17 protein-coding genes are annotated in these 17,632 nt (G+C 65.4%); 7 read left to right on the forward strand and 10 right to left on the reverse strand.

Translation table 11 applies throughout. The features are described 5' to 3' along the window. Nucleotide 1 precedes the first annotated feature (1 nt). Nucleotides 2–961 carry a LysR substrate-binding domain-containing protein gene (locus BLV47_RS17235; protein WP_092315495.1) on the reverse strand — a complete coding sequence of 320 codons (960 nt, stop codon included), beginning with the start codon at nucleotides 959–961 and terminating at the stop codon, nucleotides 2–4. Between the two features lie 120 nt (nucleotides 962–1,081). Here BLV47_RS17235 and BLV47_RS17240 point away from each other — a divergent pair, with 120 nt between their 5' ends. After that, complete coding sequence (locus tag BLV47_RS17240; protein WP_208605302.1) at nucleotides 1,082–1,717, forward strand: LysE family translocator; 636 nt, start codon at nucleotides 1,082–1,084, stop codon at nucleotides 1,715–1,717. 18 nt (nucleotides 1,718–1,735) lie between these two features. Here BLV47_RS17240 and dmeF read toward each other — a convergent pair whose 3' ends face one another. Both dmeF and BLV47_RS17250 read right to left on the reverse strand, forming a co-directional pair. After that, complete coding sequence (dmeF, locus tag BLV47_RS17245; protein ID WP_092315499.1) at nucleotides 1,736–2,716, reverse strand: CDF family Co(II)/Ni(II) efflux transporter DmeF; 981 nt, start codon at nucleotides 2,714–2,716, stop codon at nucleotides 1,736–1,738. A 10-nt stretch (nucleotides 2,717–2,726) separates the two neighbouring features. Further along, the gene (locus BLV47_RS17250) at nucleotides 2,727–3,002 is read right to left on the reverse strand and encodes a metal/formaldehyde-sensitive transcriptional repressor (RefSeq protein ID WP_092315501.1); all 276 of its coding nucleotides are present in this window, start codon (nucleotides 3,000–3,002) and stop codon (nucleotides 2,727–2,729) included. Between the two features lie 223 nt (nucleotides 3,003–3,225). Between BLV47_RS17250 and BLV47_RS17255 the strand changes: the two genes are divergently transcribed. Then, nucleotides 3,226–4,248, forward strand: a complete 1,023-nt coding sequence (locus tag BLV47_RS17255; protein ID WP_092315503.1) for a sensor domain-containing diguanylate cyclase — start codon at nucleotides 3,226–3,228, stop codon at nucleotides 4,246–4,248. A 16-nt stretch (nucleotides 4,249–4,264) separates the two neighbouring features. Here the strand turns inward: BLV47_RS17255 and BLV47_RS17260 are convergent, their stop codons facing one another. The 3 genes from BLV47_RS17260 to BLV47_RS17270 form a co-directional block, all read right to left on the reverse strand. Beyond that, a complete protein-coding gene (locus BLV47_RS17260; RefSeq protein ID WP_092315505.1) occupies nucleotides 4,265–4,687 on the reverse strand; it encodes an NUDIX domain-containing protein in 423 nt (140 codons plus the stop codon). Between the two features lie 31 nt (nucleotides 4,688–4,718). After that, the gene (locus BLV47_RS17265) at nucleotides 4,719–5,057 is read right to left on the reverse strand and encodes an FKBP-type peptidyl-prolyl cis-trans isomerase (protein WP_092315507.1); all 339 of its coding nucleotides are present in this window, start codon (nucleotides 5,055–5,057) and stop codon (nucleotides 4,719–4,721) included. A gap of 184 nt (nucleotides 5,058–5,241) precedes the next feature. Further along, nucleotides 5,242–5,691 (reverse strand): DUF4265 domain-containing protein, encoded by a 450-nt coding sequence (locus tag BLV47_RS17270; protein WP_244168896.1) that lies wholly within the window; start codon nucleotides 5,689–5,691, stop codon nucleotides 5,242–5,244. Between the two features lie 171 nt (nucleotides 5,692–5,862). Between BLV47_RS17270 and BLV47_RS17275 the strand changes: the two genes are divergently transcribed. Beyond that, nucleotides 5,863–6,462: a LemA family protein gene (locus tag BLV47_RS17275; protein ID WP_092315511.1), complete on the forward strand. Its 600-nt coding sequence runs from the start codon at nucleotides 5,863–5,865 to the stop codon at nucleotides 6,460–6,462. A 27-nt stretch (nucleotides 6,463–6,489) separates the two neighbouring features. After that, entirely contained in the window at nucleotides 6,490–7,500 is a 1,011-nt protein-coding gene (locus BLV47_RS17280) for a M48 family metallopeptidase (RefSeq protein ID WP_092315513.1), read from the forward strand. Nucleotides 7,501–7,505: 5 nt separating this feature from the next. Here the strand turns inward: BLV47_RS17280 and BLV47_RS17285 are convergent, their stop codons facing one another. The 4 genes from BLV47_RS17285 to BLV47_RS17300 form a co-directional block, all read right to left on the reverse strand. Further along, nucleotides 7,506–8,735, reverse strand: a complete 1,230-nt coding sequence (locus BLV47_RS17285; RefSeq protein WP_244168938.1) for an OprD family porin — start codon at nucleotides 8,733–8,735, stop codon at nucleotides 7,506–7,508. Between the two features lie 116 nt (nucleotides 8,736–8,851). Beyond that, nucleotides 8,852–10,156: a CitMHS family transporter gene (locus tag BLV47_RS17290; protein ID WP_092315517.1), complete on the reverse strand. Its 1,305-nt coding sequence runs from the start codon at nucleotides 10,154–10,156 to the stop codon at nucleotides 8,852–8,854. A gap of 139 nt (nucleotides 10,157–10,295) precedes the next feature. Beyond that, nucleotides 10,296–11,621, reverse strand: a complete 1,326-nt coding sequence (gene dctA, locus BLV47_RS17295; protein WP_092315519.1) for a C4-dicarboxylate transporter DctA — start codon at nucleotides 11,619–11,621, stop codon at nucleotides 10,296–10,298. 44 nt (nucleotides 11,622–11,665) lie between these two features. After that, nucleotides 11,666–12,748 carry a 4-oxalomesaconate tautomerase gene (locus tag BLV47_RS17300; RefSeq protein WP_092315521.1) on the reverse strand — a complete coding sequence of 361 codons (1,083 nt, stop codon included), beginning with the start codon at nucleotides 12,746–12,748 and terminating at the stop codon, nucleotides 11,666–11,668. Nucleotides 12,749–12,918: 170 nt separating this feature from the next. Between BLV47_RS17300 and BLV47_RS17305 the strand changes: the two genes are divergently transcribed. The 3 genes from BLV47_RS17305 to BLV47_RS17320 all read left to right on the forward strand — a co-directional run bounded on the left by BLV47_RS17305 (nucleotide 12,919) and on the right by BLV47_RS17320 (nucleotide 17,598). Next, on the forward strand, nucleotides 12,919–13,809 hold the full coding sequence (locus BLV47_RS17305; RefSeq protein WP_092315523.1) for a LysR family transcriptional regulator: 891 nt from the start codon (nucleotides 12,919–12,921) through the stop codon (nucleotides 13,807–13,809). 174 nt (nucleotides 13,810–13,983) lie between these two features. Continuing rightward, a complete protein-coding gene (locus BLV47_RS17310; protein ID WP_092315525.1) occupies nucleotides 13,984–15,807 on the forward strand; it encodes a monovalent cation:proton antiporter-2 (CPA2) family protein in 1,824 nt (607 codons plus the stop codon). 684 nt (nucleotides 15,808–16,491) lie between these two features. Continuing rightward, nucleotides 16,492–17,598 (forward strand): DNA alkylation repair protein, encoded by a 1,107-nt coding sequence (locus BLV47_RS17320; RefSeq protein WP_092315529.1) that lies wholly within the window; start codon nucleotides 16,492–16,494, stop codon nucleotides 17,596–17,598. The last annotated feature ends 34 nt before the right edge of the window (nucleotides 17,599–17,632 follow it).

Consider the following 17,632-nt stretch of genomic DNA (forward strand, 5'->3'; position numbering starts at 1 on the left):
CTCAGGCCGGTGGCATAGCGCTGCCGGGGCCCCGGTAGTGCAGGCCAAGATCGCTGATATCGGTGACCTGGCTCAGCAGAAAGTCGCGCAACCGGGCAATGCGCTCCTGGCTCGGGCTGTCGCGCAGCCACACCAGGTAGTAGCCATCCCCCGACGCCACCGCGCTGGGGAACGGCAGGCTGATCCGCCCGCCGCGTATGTCCTGCGCCACCAGGTGCAGATCGCCGATCGACAGACCGTGCCCGGCCATGGCGGCGCTGATCGCCTGGTCCAGGGTGTCGAAGACGGTGCCCCGTTCCAGCCGCAGCGGCTCCAGCAATGCCCGATCCTCGAGCGCCTGGGCCTGCAGCCAGCGACGCCAGTCGCGGCGGTCCGCCGAAGGGTGGATCAGCTCCGCATCCCTGAGCCGCTCAAGGGGCCAGGGCGCTCCCTGCGCAGCCTGTGGCGGGCCGATGGGAATCAGCCATTCATCGAACAGCTTGCAGGCCTCGACCCCGGCGCCGAAGTGGCCGTTGCCCAGCAGAATCGCGCAGTCGTAGGGCTCGGCATAGAAGTCCACATGATCGAAGTCCATCCACACGCTGGCCAGTTGCACCGCCAGTTCCGGCTGCTCGCCCTTGAGCGTCTCCAGGGCCCGCAGCAGCCAGCGCATGGTCAGGGTCGAAGGCGCCTTGAGACGCAACTGACCGCGGCTGGCGCGCAGCGGCAGGCAGGCATCCTCGATGATCCGGAAACCGACCTTGAGCTCCCGGGCCAGGCGCTGTCCGGCTTCGGTGAGCACCAGCCTGGGTCCGTGACGCTCGAACAAACGACAGCCGAACTGACTTTCCAGGGTACGGATATGCCGGCTGATGGCGCTTTGGGTCAGGGACAGTTCCTCGGCGGCACGGGTAAAGGAGCTGGACCGGGCGGCCACTTCAAAGGCCCGCAGCGCGTAGAGCGGTGGCAGGGATTCGACCATCGAAAGACACTCATGATGATTAATAATCATAGTAGGTCATAGCTTTTTGCGTTTTTCAACGCGGGGTAAAGCCTTCAGGATCAAGCCCTCTACAAGATCTGAAAGGCGTTGTCTGTGGACCTGAACCTGTCGTTATTGTTGGCCTATGCACTGAGCGTACTGATGCTGGTGGCCACCCCGGGGCCCGTGGTGGCCCTGATCGTCAACACCAGCATGAACGCCGGGCCGAGCCAGGCCGTGTTGACGGCCCTGGGCACCAACGCCGCGTCACTGCTGCTGGCGCTGTTGGCGGTGCTGATGCTGACCACCGGCCTGGCGCTGGATTCGCGCCTGATCAGTGGGGTCAGCCTGCTCGGTTGCGGCTTTATCGGCTGGCTGGCCGTGCAAGGACTGCGGGAAGTGTTTGGCCCGCCCACCGTGGGAGCGGCGCCACGCACCGACAAGGGTCGCCAGGGCCTGGCCAACGGTTTCCTGGTGGGGATCGGCAACCCCAAGGACATCATTTTCTTTGTCTCGTTCTTCCCCCAGTTCATCCAGGTCAGTCGCTCCTTCGAGCGCAGCGCGCTGCTGCTGACGCTGGTCTGGGTGGTGATCGATTTTGCCGTGCTGGGGGCCTATATCCTGATGGCGCGCCAGGGCTTCCCGCTCAGGTACAAGCGCCAGGTGACCGGCCTGTCGAGCCTGATGCTGCTGGCGGTGGCCTTGGCCGGTGTGGTTTATTCGCTGCTGGACCTGTACCGCTCGGGCGCCGCTTGAGACGCCCGGCCAGCGACCTCAGAGGCTGCGCAGTTCCAGGGTCAGGTGTGCCAGCCCGGGCAAGGCGGCCAGACGCCCGCGCACGGCCTCGACACTGAGCGACGCCTGGGCCACCACGCTGACAATCACCGCCTGCGCCCCAGGCCCCACCTGCCACACGTGCAGGTCGACAATGCTGGCATCCCCCGGCGCTTCCACCGATCGGCGGATCTGCTCGGCCAGGCGCTCATCGCTGGTATCGAGCAACACTGCCGCACTGGATTTGATCAGCGCATAGGACCAGCGGGCAATCACCAGCGCGCCGACCATTCCCATCACCGGGTCGAGCCAGACCCAGCCCAGGTAGCGCCCGGCCAACAGCGCGACAATCGCCAGCACCGAGGTCAGGGCATCGGCCAGCACATGCACATAGGCCGAATGCATGTTGTTGTCACCCCGGTGATGTTCGTGATGTTCGTGATGTTCGTGATGTTCGTGATGTTCGTGATGTTCGTGATCATGATGGTGCCCATGGGCATGGCCGTGGGCGTGATGCCCATGGCCGCCGCCCAGCAGCCAGGCACTGAGGATGTTCACCAGCAATCCCACCACCGCGATCAGCGTGGCCTCGGCAAAGGCCACGGTGGTGGGCTGGAACAGCCGCAGCAGAGACTCGCCGGCAATCCCCAGGGCCACCAGGCCGAGAATGATCGCCGAGGCGAACCCCGCCAGATCGCCGACCTTGCCGGTGCCGAAGCTGAAACGCCGGTTGCCGGCATTGCGCCGGGCGAAACCATAGGCCGCCGCGGCGATGCCCAGGGCTCCGGCGTGCGTCGCCATGTGCAGCCCGTCGGCCAGCAAGGCCATGGAACCGGTGAAGTAACCGGCAACGATCTCCCCGACCATCATCACCACCGTCAGCACCACCACCCACAGGGTGCGCCGGGCGTTGTCATCGTGATCGGCACCGAGAAACTGGTGTTCGTGGGTGAACTGTGCAGCCTGCTGAGACAGATTCATCGTCCCGCTCCTATTTCGAATAACGGCGAATGGCTTCCAGCAACTCATCCACGCCACGGGCCCGCTCGGCGTCGCTGAGCTCGGGATTGGCCACATGCTCCAGGGCATGGGCCTCGATGATCTCGCCCATCAGGCCGCTGATGGCGCCACGGGTCGCCGCCACCAGGTGCAAGGTCTTGCCGCAGTCGGCCCCGGTTTCCAGGGCGCGCTCCACGGCCTGTAGCTGCCCGAGAATGCGCCGCACCCGCTTGAGCAGTTGATCTTTCTGTGCGTGCGTGTGTGACATACCCATACCCCCTATACCTATTTCGGGGCGCATCTTGCTCCCACAACCGGTACGACGCAAGCCGGCCACAGGCAAAAAGACCCAAGATCCGGGCGTTCCCCCTCGGCAGCCGACGAGTGGCCTGACACCACAGAAAAAACTGCTGTACGGCCTGTAGCGTGGATTAACATAGCCCAGTGCCATCAACCCTCAGGACTCACCCTTCCATGCTGTCCAGAATCTTATGATTGCTGTCTGGTCCCTGCTGTGCCTAACCCTGTTGCTGACCCTGCTGACGCTGTGGTTGCTGCGCCGCGAGCGCCGCGCCCAGGCCCAGTTGCGCGCCTATCGCAAACGGGTCGAGGGCCTGCCCAACGATGCCGAGCGCTTCAAGCGCAGCCAGTACTTCGCACGCATCGGCACCTGGGACTGGGAAGTCGACACCCAGCGCCTGTACTGGTCTGAGGCGATCTACGGCATGTTCGGGTTCAAGGTCGGCGAAGTGGTGCCCTCCTACGAGCTGTTCTGCTCCTGTGTACACCCCGAGGACCGGGAGCGGGTGCGCGCCGGCGAATTGCGCTGCCTGGAAACCGGCGAGAACCATGACGAGGAATACCGCGTGGTGTGGCCCGACGGCAGCATCCACTGGCTGCGCGAAACCGGCAACGTGGTGAAGAACGTGCACGACACCACCATCAAGATGCTCGGCGTGGTGCGTGACATCACCGATGAAAAAGTCTCCACCCGCCAGTTGCAGCAACTGGCCCATTTCGACCCGCTGACCGGCCTGCCCAATCGCCTGATGCTCGAACAGCGCCTGTCCCGGGCCCTGGAACAGGCGCGGCACAACCAGACCCGGGTGGCCCTGGTGTTCGTCGATCTCAACGGCTTCAAGGCCATCAACGACCAGTACGGCCACGCCGCCGGAGACCGGGTGCTGAGTGCCACGGCCCGGCGCCTGCAAGGCATCCTGCGCAGCAGCGACACCGTGGCGCGGATCGGCGGCGACGAATTCGTGGTGGTTCTGGAAGGCCTGTCCCAGGAGCTCGACCTGACGGAGGAAGCCCGGCGCATCGGCGAGAAGATCTTCAATGAACTGTCGCCACCGGTGGAGGTGGACAGCCAGCGCCACAGCATCGGCAGCAGCCTGGGCGTGGCGGTGTTTCCCGACCATGCCGGGCGCATGGACCAGTTGCTGCACATCGCCGACCTGGCAATGTACGAAGCCAAGCGCAGCGGCAATAACCAGTACCGCCTGGGGCAGTGATACGCCCCAATCCGGCCTAGGTGTCGCCACCCGCGCCGAGCAGGCGCCCACGCAAATAGCCCAGGGCCGCCTGGAACAGCGGGTGCCATTGGGCCGACGGCGGGCTGGCCAGGGCATGCCAGAAAAACTCGAAGTGATGGCCGCCGTCATCTGCGGCGAAATGCGTCCAGCGCTCGGGCAGTGGCATCTGCACCCGGCACTCATGAAAGGCCCACACCTGGTCCGCAAACCCCGAGTGCCAGAGGCCGAGAAAGCGGCTTTCCTCGGCCTCGACGCCCGCCTCTTCCGCCAGTTCGCGGACCGCGCCAGCGGCCGTCGACTCTCCCGCCTCCAGCGTGCCCTTGACCAACTGCAAGCCGGCCAGCGGATGACGAAAGGCCAGGACCTCAAGCTCGCGGGTGTAGCGCAACACTACCGGGCAAGCCTTGTTGGCGGGCATCGGCCTGGCTTGTGCAGTGGGTGCCTGCTCCTCAATCATCCCGGGTCAGCACTTCCAGCAACTCGATCTCGAAGATCAGGTTCGAGTTGGGCGGGATCGCGCCCATGCTGCGTTCGCCGTAGCCCAGGTGCGCCGGCACCAGCAGTTTGCGCTTGCCACCCACTTGCATGCCCATCAGGCCCTGGTCCCAGCCCTTGATCACCCGCCCGGTGCCAATCACGCACTGGAACGGCTTGCCGCGATCGTAGGAGGAGTCGAAGCTGCTGCCGTCTTCCAGAAAGCCCCGGTACTGGGTGGTGATCAGGGCGCCCTTGACCACCGCCTTGCCGTCCCCCAACTGGATATCGATCACCTGCAATGAGTCGCTCATGCTTCACTCCCGTTCAACGCCTGTCCCGACGCGGGACTGCGGCGCGCTTTTTCGCAGAATTGCCGCGGCTTGGCAATCACCGGGGCGCGCCTGACCCTGGCTGGAGCGGCATGGGCGTGTGAGTGCCAGGCGGCAGGTGGCTGCGTGATACCTGAAGCTGATCAGCGGCGGCTGCATTTACCGCTCACTGGCGCAACAACCCGGACTCATAGTCCAGCCAGCCCTGTTCAAAGCATTGCTGCAGGTAGTCCAGCACGCAGTCCAACGACACCGAGGCCGGTACATTGACCGCGAAGAAGGCCTTGCTCATGCCCTCCCAGCGGCAACCCAGGGCGTTGATCCGCTCCAGCACCTCGGTAATCCGCTCCCGACCGGCCTCGAAGAACACCAGGCGCAGCGTGCTGTTGCCGCTGCCGTGCACCACCTGCCTGAACCACTTCAGGCCATCGGCCTCCACCTGGACGGCTACGTCGTCCTCGTAGCAGACGTCCTGGGAATAGAAAGGAAAATTGACGATACGGTACAGACCGTCAGGCTGCAACTGCGCCCAGACCCCTTCGCTGGCGACCGGTGGATAGTCGTCGACCACCGTCAACCTGAGCATGATCTTGTCCATCACCTGTCCCTGGTTCATTGAATGAAAGGCGTCCGCTCGACCTTGAGGCCGGCGCGCGCCGAGCGGCTTTTTCGCAGAATTGCCGATCCGTTGCAATGCCTGGCGGCCGCTCTGGCAAAGGTGTGTCACTGCCCGGGAATATTCCGTTACCATGGCCGCCCCCACGCCCCGCCCCGATAAGGACATCCCATGGCCACCGCCGATATCGTCGCCCTGGTGCTGCTCGCCGTTCTGGCGCTGTACCTGGCCAGCCTCTACAACCGCCTGACCACCCGGCGCAATCGCCTGCGCAATGCCTTCGCCCAGATCGACGTGCAACTCAAGCGCCGCTACGACCTGATTCCCAACCTGCTGGAAACCGTCAAGGGCTACCTGCAGCACGAGCGCCAGACCCTGACCGCCCTGGCCGAGGCGCGCAACAATGCCCGGGACAGCCTGCAAGCGGCCGCCGCGCAACCCGGCGACAGCGCACGCATCGCCCGCCTGAGCCAGGACCAGAGCGCCCTGGACCAGGTCCTCGACCGCCTGCACCTGAGCCTGGAGGCCTACCCGGAACTCAAGGCCTCGCAGAACATGGCCCAGCTCAGCGAAGAACTCACCAGCACCGAGAACAAGGTCGCCTACGCGCGCCAGGCCTTCAACGACGCCGTGACCGACTACAACCTGTGCAAGCAGCAAGTGCCGGCGCTGTTTTTCGCCGGGCTGTTCGGCCACCGGGCCGATGCCGCGCTGCTGCAATTCGCCGATAGCGCGCAGATCCAGGACGCCAGCAAAGTGTCGTTCCAGTAACCCCGCCGCCGATCCCCGGAAGCTTGCATGAAGTTCTTTCAACACCAGGCCCGTGCCCGGCGCCACACCCTTCAACTGCTGCTGTTGATGACCCTGGCGGTGACCACTCTGGTCAGCCTCAGCAGCCTCGGGCTGGGCCTGTTGTGGCGCGAGCTGAGCCAGGAGTACGGCCAGCCCAAGGTGCTGAACTGGGCCGTCGTCGCGGTCGTGGCAGTGCTCATGCTGCTGGTGGTCGTGCTCGGCAGTTGGTACCAGCGCTGGCGCCTGCGGGCCGGCGGCAAGGTGATCGCCGAGCACCTGGGCGGGCGCCTGATCAATGACTCGCCACGGGGCCGCGAGGAACAGCGCCTGCTCAATATCGTCGAGGAAATGGCCCTGGCCTCGGGCGCCAGCATGCCGGCGGTGTATGTACTGCCGGAAGACGCGATCAACGCCTTCGCTGCCGGTTTGACCCCCGAGCAGGCGGTGCTCGGCATCACCCGCGGCGCCCTCACCCACCTCGATCGTGACGAGTTGCAGGGCATGGTCGCCCATGAGTTCAGCCACATTCACAACGGCGACATGCGCCTCAACACCCACTTGCTGGCGGTGATCCACGGCCTGCTGGTGTTCAGCCTGGCCGGCATCGCGGTGCTGCGCCAGGCGGAAAAGCAGCACCTGGGCAGCGACCGCCACCGCTTCTTCTGGCAGATCATCTTCGCCGTGCTGGGCCTGGCCTTGTGGCTGTTCGGCTGCCTGGGCAGCCTGCTGGGCAACCTGATCAAGGCCGCCATCTGCCGCCAGCGCGAGTTTCTCGCCGACGCCTCGGCGGTGCAGTTCACCCGCAACCCCCAGGGCATCGCCGGCGCGCTGAAAAAGATCGGCGGCAGCAGCGCCGGCTCACGCCTGCGCGCCTTCGCCGCCGCCCAGTACAGCCACCTGTATTTCCACCAGGGGGTGAAACTGCGCCTGGAGCGCCTGTTCGCCACCCACCCGCCGCTGGCCGCGCGCATCCAGCGCCTGGATCCGCAGTGGGATGGGCGCTTCATGCCGCTGTAAACGGACTACCAGAGGGCAATGTCGTAAGTGATGTAGAGGCGGTTGCTGTCCCGTCCACGGGCGTAGTCGGAGCGATACACATAATTGCGCAGCTTCACCCCCAGCCCCTTGAACGCACCCTGCTGGAGCACATAGGCCAGTTCGCTGTCGCGCTCCCATTCATCGACGCGGGTCCTGGACTTGCCGTCATTGCCGCTCAGGTAGCGCGAGCTGAAGGTCAGGCCGGGGACACCCAGGCTGGCGAAGTTGTAGCCATAACCGAGCATCCAGGTCTTCTCGCCTTCCTCGATGAACTTGCCGATGCCGGCGTTACTGAAGGAGTAGACCGTGGCGCCGCTGATATACGGCAAGCCGGCATCACCACTGAGGCGCTGATAGCCGCCGCCAAGGGAATGCCCGGCGATGGCGTAGGTCAATTGGCCGCTGAGCATGCGGTTGTCGATCTTGCCGTCGAACGCCGCGCCTGAATCGGTGCTGCGGAAATAGCGCAGATCGCTGGTCAAGGTCCCCTGCCCCAGCGCCAGGTCATGTTGCAGGCCGACAAAGTCCTGCCGATAGAAGTTCTCCAGCTCGCCATGGAAATAGCTCAGGCGCAGGGTCTTGCTCCATTTGTATTCGCCCCCGGCGTAGCGGAAGTCCCCGGACTGGCCGCCGCTGTAGCCGTCGGGCACCAGCCCCACGCTGTCGGTGGAATCACGCAGTTTGAAGCGCTGCAGATAACCGCCGGTCAAGCTCAGGCCATCGATATCGGTGCTGGTGAGCTGGGTGCCCTGATAGGTCTGCGGCAACAGGCGGGCATCGTTGTAGACCAGCACCGGGGTCTTGGGCAGCAAGGTGCCGTACTTGAGGGTGGTCTTGGCCAGCCGCACCTTGGCCGTGGCGCCGGCACTGGCGAATTCGCTCGCGGCGCGACCGTCGTCGTGCACCGGCAGCAGCCCCGTGCCACTGCGGCCCTTGCCGGAATCGAGGCGCACGCCCCACAGCCCCAGGGCATCGACCCCGAACCCCAGGGTGCCGGGAGTGAATCCGGACTGATAGTCGAGCAGCAAGCCCTGGGCCCATTCGGTGCGCTCGCTCTTGGCCGTGCGCGCGGCCTTGGCGCTGAGGCCGTGTTCGTCACGGAAGTTCTCGTTGAAATAGACGTTGCGCAGTTGCAGCTTGAGGCTGCTGTCGTCGATGAAACCCGCGGCCTGGACCAGGCTCAGGGGCAACAGGCTCAAACCGGGAACAAGCATTGCGCGGATCAGTGGATGGCTCATGTCGTACTTCTCGTTGTTGTTATTCAAGGCGCAGTTCGCCCTGCGCCCCGCAAGCAGGCGCGCCTGGCTATATAAAGAGGGTTTCCAACCAATCAGACGAACAGGGTCAGGGCACCGGTCAGCAGGGCCAGGGCGGTAATCACCAGGGAGGTCAGCACGGCCCACTTCACCGTGGCTTTCTGGAAGTCGCCGATGTCGCGATCCACCATGCCCACCAGCAGCAGGGTCGAGGCCACCAGCGGACTCATCAGGTGCACCGGCTGGCCGAGGATCGAGGCGCGGGCGATCTCCAGGGGAGAGATGCCATAGGCCGCCGCGGCGTTGGCCAGGATCGGTACCACGCCGAAGTAGTAGGCATCGTTGGACAGGACGAAGGTCAGCGGCATGCTGGTCAGCGCCACCACCAGCGGGAACAGGTGGCCCCAGGACGGCGGGATCCAGTCCACCAGGGTCTGCGCCAGGGCGTCGACCATCTTGGTGCCGGAGAAGATCCCGGCGAAGATCCCGGCGGCGAACACCAGCAGCACCACGGTCATGGCGTTGCCCGAATGGGCGAGGATGCGCTCCTTCTGAATATCCAGCTGCGGGTAGTTGATCATCAAGGCCAGGACAAAACCGATCAGGAACAGCACCGCCGAATGCATCAGGCCCAGCACCAGGGCGGTCATCACCGCCATCACCAGCAGCAGGTTGACGTAGGCCAGCCTGGGCCGCTTGTGCGGGGTGTCTTCGAGAATGGCCTTGATGTAGCAGTCGCCACCGCCGCTTTGCAGCTGGGTATTGCCAATACGCTTGCGCTCGGCCCGGCCCAGCAGGTAGGCGGTGAACACCACCCAGATGGCACCACCGATCATGGTCGGCAGCAGCGGCACGAAGTACTCGCCGGCATCCAGGCCCAGGGCGGCGATGGCGCGGGTCGCCGGCCCGCCCCAGGGGGTCATGCCGCTCATGATGCTCAACGACAGCATGGAGATGGTGGCGAGGATCATCGGGTTCATGCCGATGCGCTTGTACAGCGGCAGCATGGCCGCGCAGGTGATCATGTAGGTGGTGGTGCCATCACCGTCCAGGGCCACCACCAGCGACAGCAGCGCGGTGCCCATGGCGATCTTGGTCGGGTCGCCATTGACCCGCTTGAGAATCTTGCGGATCAGCGGGTCGAACAGCCCCGAATCGATCATCAAGCCGAAGAACAGAATGGCGAACAGCAACAGCGCCGCCGACGGCGCGACCATTTTCAGGCCGTCGAGCATCATTTTGCCGGTGGTCCCGGCGAACCCGCCGAGCACCGCGAAGACGATGGGCACCAGGGTCAGCGCCACAATGGGCGACAGGCGCTTGGTCATGATCAGGACGGTGAAAACCACCACCATGGCGAGGCCGAGTAAAGCGAGCATAAGTCGATTCTCTTGTTTTTATGATGAGCGTGGCCGGCGCGCGGGTGCACGGCCACCCGAGCACCGGACGCCCCGATCAAGGGCGCCCGGCACAGGTGTGGAGTCGGTACTTGGGGTAAAGCGCTGCGGCCTGGCGGGTCTAGCCGAGCTTGTTCGCCAGAACGGTCGCCGGGCTGTCATCGGCGGCAGCGGCCGGGGCCGCAAGGGGCTGGCCATTGAGCATGCGCAACAGCACCTGGCGGTCGCAGGCCTGCTCCGAGAGGGCGATCACCACGGTGGCCACGGCGTTGCTGGCCAGGCTGGTCAACGCCCGGGCCTCGGACATGAAGCGATCGATGCCGATCAGCAACGCCAGGCCGGCCAGGGGGATGTCATGGATCACTGTCAGGGTCGAGGCCAGGGCCACGAAACCGCTGCCGGTGACCCCGGCGGCGCCCTTGGACGACAGCAGCATGATCGCCAGCATGGTGATCACCTGCCCGGCGCTAAGGTCGATGTTGCACGCCTGGGCAATGAAGATCGCCGCCAGGGACAGGTAGATCGCCGTGCCGTCGAGGTTGAACGAATAGCCGGTGGGCAGCACCAGCCCCACCACGCTCTTGCGGCAGCCCAGGGCCTGGAGTTTTTCCAGCATGCGCGGCATCACCGGCTCCGTGGACGAGGTCCCGAGCACCACCAGGAACTCTTCACGCAGGTAGCGCAGCAGCTTCCACAGGCTGAAGCCGTTGGCCCGGCAAATGCCCCCCAGGACCACGCAGACAAAGAAGCCGCAGGCCACATACAGGGTCATGATCAGTTTGGCCAAGGCGCCCAGGGAGGTGATGCCGTACTGGCCCACGGTAAAGGCCAGGGCCCCGAAAGCGCCGACGGGGGCAAAACGCATCAGGTAGGAGAAGATCTTGAACACCATCTGCGAGGCCGACTCCAGCACCTGCAGCACCGGCTTGCCGCGCTCGCCCAGGGACGACAGGGCAAAGCCGCACAGCACCGCGATGAACAGCACCGGCAATACCTCGCCCTTGTTGAAGGCTCCGACAAAGGTCTCCGGAATGATGTGCATGAAGAATTCCACCACCCCCAGCTTGGCCGCCGACTCGGTGTACTGCGACAGGCCCTGGGTGTTCAGCCGGGTGGGGTCGATGTTCATCCCCGCGCCGGGCTGGAACAGGTAGACCGCCGCCAGGCCGATGAACAGGCTGATCAGCGTCAGGCCGAGGAACAGCAGCATGGTCTTGCTCAGCAGGCGGCCCAGGGAACGCTTGTCGCTCATGCCGGCGATGCCGGTGACGATGGTGCAGAACACCACCGGGGCGATCATCATCTTGATCAGCTTGATGAAGGCGTCGCCCAGCGGCTTCAAGGCAATGGCTTGCTGGGCCCAGAAGTGCCCCACCAGTACCCCGAGGCACACCGCGCAGAGGATCTGGAAGTAGAGCGATTTAACAACTTTCATGGCATCACCCATTTTTAGAATTGTTCTGATGCAACCCGTGTCGGCAAGCGCTTCGGCTAGCCGGCCAGGCGTTGTGAAGCAGGCGCGTAGACATACCCGGAAAACAACCGGCGAGCGGTGCGGACCACCGAGGCGCGGATGGTCTCGGCGTTTTTTCCGGTGTAGGACAATACGACATCTATCGAGCCGCTGGGGTGCTCGACCCGAACCTTTTGCAGGCGCGGCTCACCGACCCCGCCCAGCATCTCGGCCACCACGCTGCCCTCGGTGACACAGGCGGTAGCCAGGCCGATGGAGCCGGTGATGGCCAGGGCCCGATGGCAGTTGTGGGGCATGAAATAGCGCACCGCCAGGGTGCCCCCGGCCCGGGCCGGGGACACCAGCACCGGCTTGGGAATCACCTTGTCGCTGACATCCCCCAGGCCCATGGCCAGGCCGGCCTTGAGCCGCAGGCTCTCCAGGCGCTGCAGAAAGTCGCTGTCGGCGTCCAGCTCGGCGGGGCTTTCATCGCCGCGCTTGCCCAGGCAGGCCGCCTGCACCAGCACCATGGGCATGGCCATGTCGATGCAGGTCACGGCAATGCCGTCGATCAGGTCCTGAGGCTGGCCGGTGGGAAACAGCTGACCGGTCTTGCTCCCGGCGGCATCGAGAAAGGTCAGGGCCACCGGCGCTGCGCTGCCCGGCACGCCGTCGATGGTGGTGTCGCCTTCGTAACTGACCTGGCCATCGGGAGTCTGGACCTGGGCATTGACCAGGGTGCCGGTGTTGAGGTTGCGAATCCGCACCTGGGTCTGTGCCCCCGTGGCCTTGACCAGCCCCTGCTCGATCGCGAAAGGCCCGACAGCGCAGAGCATGTTGCCGCAGTTGGGCGCGGTATCCACTCGCCGCTGCGACACCATGACCTGGACGAACAGGTAGTCGACATCCGCCTCTGGGTGCAGCGACGGACTGACGATCGCCACCTTGCTGGTCTGCGGGCTGCCACCGCCGATGCCGTCGATTTCCAGCTCATGGCCGGAGCCCATCAGGTTGAGCAACAGCTCGTCACGCTCGGCCACTGCCACCGGCAGATCCCAGGCCAGGAAGAACGGCCCTTTGGAGGTGCCGCCGCGCATCAACACACAAGGAATTCGTTGCATGAACACTGACTCTTGTTGATCAATCGAGGTAATTGATGTTCTGGGCACAAGAGTGTCAGGGTTTGAAAAGTGATTCCAATGCAAAGATCAGAGGCATTATTGCGTTTCATGCATGAGTCAAATATTCTCTCCCACGCTGTTCCGCCTGCCCGACGCGTTGAGAAGCCAGCATGGAATATGAGCTCCAGGACATACGATCTTTCGTGAAAATCGCCGAACTGGGGAGTTTCCACGAAGCCGCCGACGCCTTGCACCTGTCGCAACCGGCCCTGAGCCGGCGCATGAAAAAACTCGAAGAGGGCCTGGGCACCGCCCTCCTCGATCGCACCACGCGCAAGGTCAGCCTGACCAGCGTCGGCCGCGACTTCCTGCCCAAGGCCCGGCGCCTGCTGGACGACTTCGACGACTCGATCCTCAACATCCGTGAACTGGCGGAACGCCAGATCGGCCAGGTAACCCTGGCCTGCATCCCCACGGCGGCCTTCTACTTCCTGCCGTCGGTGATCCGCCTGTACAACCAGCGCTACCCGAAAATCCGCATCCGCCTGCTCGACCTCAGCGCCAACGAGGGCCTGGAAGCGGTGCTGCGCGGCGAAGCGGACTTCGGCATCAACATGATGAGCGGCCAGCACCCGGACATCGAATTCGTGCCACTGGTCAACGAACCCTTTGTCCTGGCCTGCCGCCGCGACCATGAACTGGCCGGACGCCGCTCGGTGACCTGGTCGGAACTCAGCGATTACCGCTTGATCGGCGTTGGCCGCCTGAGCGGCAACCGCATGCTGCTGGACCATGCCCTGTCCGGCTTGAGCTGGCGGCCCCAGTGGTTCTACGAAGTGCAACACCTGTCCACGTCGCTGGGCATGGTCGAGGCCGGGCTCGGGGTGTCGGCGATGCCCAGCCTGGCGATGCCCGCCGCCGATCACCCGACCCTGGTCAGCGTTCCGCTGACCGAGCCGGTGGTCAACCGCACCCTGGGCCTGGTGTACCGCCGCGGCGCCTCGCTGTCGCCGGCCGCGGAAAAGTTCGTGGCGATTCTGCTGGAGCAGTGGCCGCACTGACCGGCGCGCCCCTCCAGCGTTGCCCATACTCCAACGTGCCTTGAAGGGCGCACCGCCAGTCTCAGAACACCCATGCCGTTTTTATCCGGGCGCAGACTGGCAACACCCCTACGCTGATTGTCACCGGTGAGCCTCTATCATCACCGGCGCCCCGTTTTCCCTGGAGTCCCCCCGATGCCCCATGAAGGCAACCTGCTACAAGCCGCCGTCGTGTTCCTCTGCGCCGCCGTGCTCATCGTGCCCCTGGCCAAGCGCCTGCAACTGGGGGCCGTGCTCGGCTACCTGCTGGCCGGGGTGCTGATCGGCCCGTCGGTGCTGGGGCTGGTGGGCAACCCGCAAAGCGTCAGTCATATCTCCGAGCTGGGAGTGGTGCTGTTGCTGTTCATCATCGGCCTGGAGCTGTCGCCCAAGCGCCTGTGGGTGATGCGCAAGGCAGTGTTCGGCGTCGGCCTGGCCCAGGTGCTGTTGACCGGCACAGTGATCGGCGTGGTAGCGCTGTTCCTGTTCGGCCAATCGCTGAACAGCGCCATCGTGCTGGGCCTGGGTCTGGCCCTGTCCTCCACCGCCCTGGGCCTGCAGAGCCTGGCCGAACGCAAGGAGCTGAACAGCCCCCACGGGCGCATGGCCTTCGCCATCCTGCTGTTCCAGGACATCGCCGCCATTCCGCTGATCGCCATGGTCCCGGTGCTGGCCGGCAACGATCACCACACCAGCAGCGCCGAGGACCTGCGCCACGGCCTGCAGGTGCTGGGCAGCATCGCCGTGGTGGTGGTGGGCGGACGCTACCTGTTGCGTCCGGTGTTTCGCATCGTCGCTCGCACCCGCTTGCCGGAAGTGTCCACCGCCACCGCCCTGCTGGTGGTGATCGGCACCGCCTGGCTGATGGACCTGGTGGGGGTGTCCATGGCCCTCGGCGCCTTCCTCGCCGGCCTGCTGCTGGCCGACTCCGAGTACCGCCATGAGCTGGAAGCGCAGATCGAGCCTTTCAAGGGCCTGCTGCTGGGGCTGTTCTTCATCAGTGTCGGCATGGGCGCCAATCTCGGCCTGCTGCTCAGCGCGCCCATCGCGGTGCTGGGCCTGACCCTGCTGCTGATCGGCCTCAAGCTGCCCCTGCTGTACGTGGTCGGGCGGTTGGCTGGCGACCTCAATCGCGAAAGCGCAGTGCGCCTGGGCGTGGTGCTGGCGGCTGGCGGCGAATTCGCCTTCGTGGTGTTCAAGATCGGTCGCGACCAGGGCCTGTTCGAGGCCCGCCTGCATGACCTGCTGGTGCTCACCATCACCCTGTCCATGGCCCTCACGCCGCTGCTGTTGCTGGCCTGCTCGCGCTGGCTCAAGCCCAAGGCCAAGCCCCTGGAGATGCCCGCCGAATACCGCCAGATCGACGCCGACAGCCCGCGGGTGGTGATCGCCGGCATGGGCCGCATGGGGCAGATCGTGGCGCGGATCCTGCGGGCACAGAAGATCCCCTTCGTGGCCCTGGACACCTCGGTGGACACCATCGAACTGATCCGCAGCTTCGGCGGCATGCCGGTGTTCTACGGCGACCCGATGCGCCCGGAAATCCTCAGCGCGGCCAAGGTCGGCACGGCGGAATACTTCGTCATCGCCACCGATGACCCGGAAACCAACATCAAGACCGCCGAACAGGTGCGCAAGCTCTACCCGCACCTGAAGATCATCGCCCGAGCGCGCAACCGCCAGCACGTGCACCGACTGGTGGACCTGGAGGCCCAGGCCGTGCGGGAAACCTACTACTCCAGCCTGGAAATGAGCCGTCGCACCCTGGTCGGCCTGGGGCTGAGCCAGGCCCAGGCGGACTCGCGGATCCAGCGCTTCACCCAGCACGACGAACAGCTGCTGGCGGCCCAGCACGCGGTCTACGACGACGCCGCCAAAGTGCTGCAGAGCGCCCAGGAAGCCCGGGCCGAGCTGGCCCGGCTGTTCGAGGCCGACGAGCAGGACGAGCAGATCGAGAGCCCGCTGCCGCCGATGCGCTGACGCAGCGCGCCCTTCGCTGGCAAGCCAGCTCCTACACCTGCGGCACGCACACTCCGTAGGAGCCGGCTTGCCGGCGAAGGCGACCTCAAGGACCCCGGCAAATGCTCTGCAGGACGCGGTGCTCCCTTCGCTGGCAAGCCAGCTCCTACGCCTGCGGCACGCACACTCCGTAGGAGCCGGCTTGCCGGCGAAGGCGGCCTCAAGGACACCGGCAAATGCTCTGCAGGACGCGGTGCTCCCTTCGCTGGCAAGCCAGCTCCTACACCTGCGGCACGCACACTCCGTAGGAGCCGGCTTGCCGGCGAAGGCGGCCTCGAGGACGCCGGCAAATGCTCTGAAGGACGCGGTGCTCCCTTCGCTGGCAAGCCAGCTCCTACGCCTGCGGCACGCACACTCCGTAGGAGCCGGCTTGCCGGCGAAGGCGACCTCGAGGACGCCGGCAAATGCTCTGCAGGACGCGCTGCTCCCTTCGCTGGCAAGCCAGCTCCTACACCTGCAGCACGCACACTCCGTAGGAGCCGGCTTGCCGGCGAAGGCGGCCTCGAGGACGCCGGCAAATGCTCTGCAGGACGCAGTGCTCCCTTCGCTGGCAAGCCAGCTCCTACACCTAGCGATTACCGTCAGGTTCTGTCAGGAGGGGTTGTGTACAGTGAGCGCCGCCTCGCCTTTGAATGGATACGCCCCATGAGCTCCACCCAAGAGAACGCCCCGGCCCTCAAGGAAATCTTCAACCAGCAGCGCCTGGAACACATCGCCGACGCCATGCGCGCGGTGTACCCGGCCTTCGACCGTCAGCGCTTCCTGCAACTGGCCGGCCACAACCTCGCCGAGCTGTCGCTGATGCAGCGCCTGGCCCGGGTCAACGAGAGCCTGCATCAGGTGCTGGACCTGGACTACCCCACCAGCCTCGACCTGTTGCGCAAGCTGGCGCCGCGCCTGAACAGCCGCTTCGTGTGCATCTTCCTGCCGCACTACGTGGCCAGCTATGGCCTGCACGACTTCGAGCGATCGATGGCGGCCTTGAAGTACTTCACCGGCTTCGGCTCCTCGGAGTTCGCCGTGCGGCACTTCCTGCGCCAGGATTGCGCCCGCACCCTGGCCCTGATGCTGGACTGGGCCAGCGACCCGGATGAACACGTGCGCCGCCTGGCCAGCGAAGGCAGTCGCCCGCGGCTGCCCTGGTCGTTTCGCCTGGAGCAGTTGCAGGCCGACCCGCAGTTGGCGGCGCCGATTCTCGAACGCCTGAAGAGCGACCCCAGCCTGTACGTGCGCAAGTCGGTGGCCAACCACCTCAACGACATCAGCAAGGACCATCCGCAGTGGGTCATGCAGCGCCTGGAAGGCTGGCCCCTGGATCATCCCCACAGCGCCTGGATCGCCCGCCATGCCCTGCGCAGCCTGATCAAGCAGGGCCAGCGCCGGGCCCTGGCGATCATCGGCGCCGGGGCCCGGGCCGAGGTCGAGGTCAGGCGCTTTCAGGTCACGCCCGGGCAACTGCGCCTGGGCGAGCGCCTCGATCTGTCCCTGAGCCTGGCCTCAACCAGCCACCGCGACCAGCGCCTGGTGGTGGATTACGCCATCGACTACGTCAAGGCCTCCGGTGCCACGGCGAGCAAAGTATTCAAGCTCAAGACCTTCACCCTGCCCGCCCTGGCCCAGGTCGACCTGGGCCGCAGCCAGCCGATCCGTGAACTGACCACCCGCCGCCATTATCCGGGGCGCCATGGCGTGCAGTTGCTGGTCAACGGCGAGCCTCTGGCCAGTGGGCATTTCGAGCTGGTGATCCCCTGAGCAACCGCCGCCCGCAGCGCCCGCTCCCGCCTCG

It is taken from the genome of Pseudomonas saponiphila (assembly GCF_900105185.1).
GTDB classification, from domain to species: domain Bacteria; phylum Pseudomonadota; class Gammaproteobacteria; order Pseudomonadales; family Pseudomonadaceae; genus Aquipseudomonas; species Aquipseudomonas saponiphila.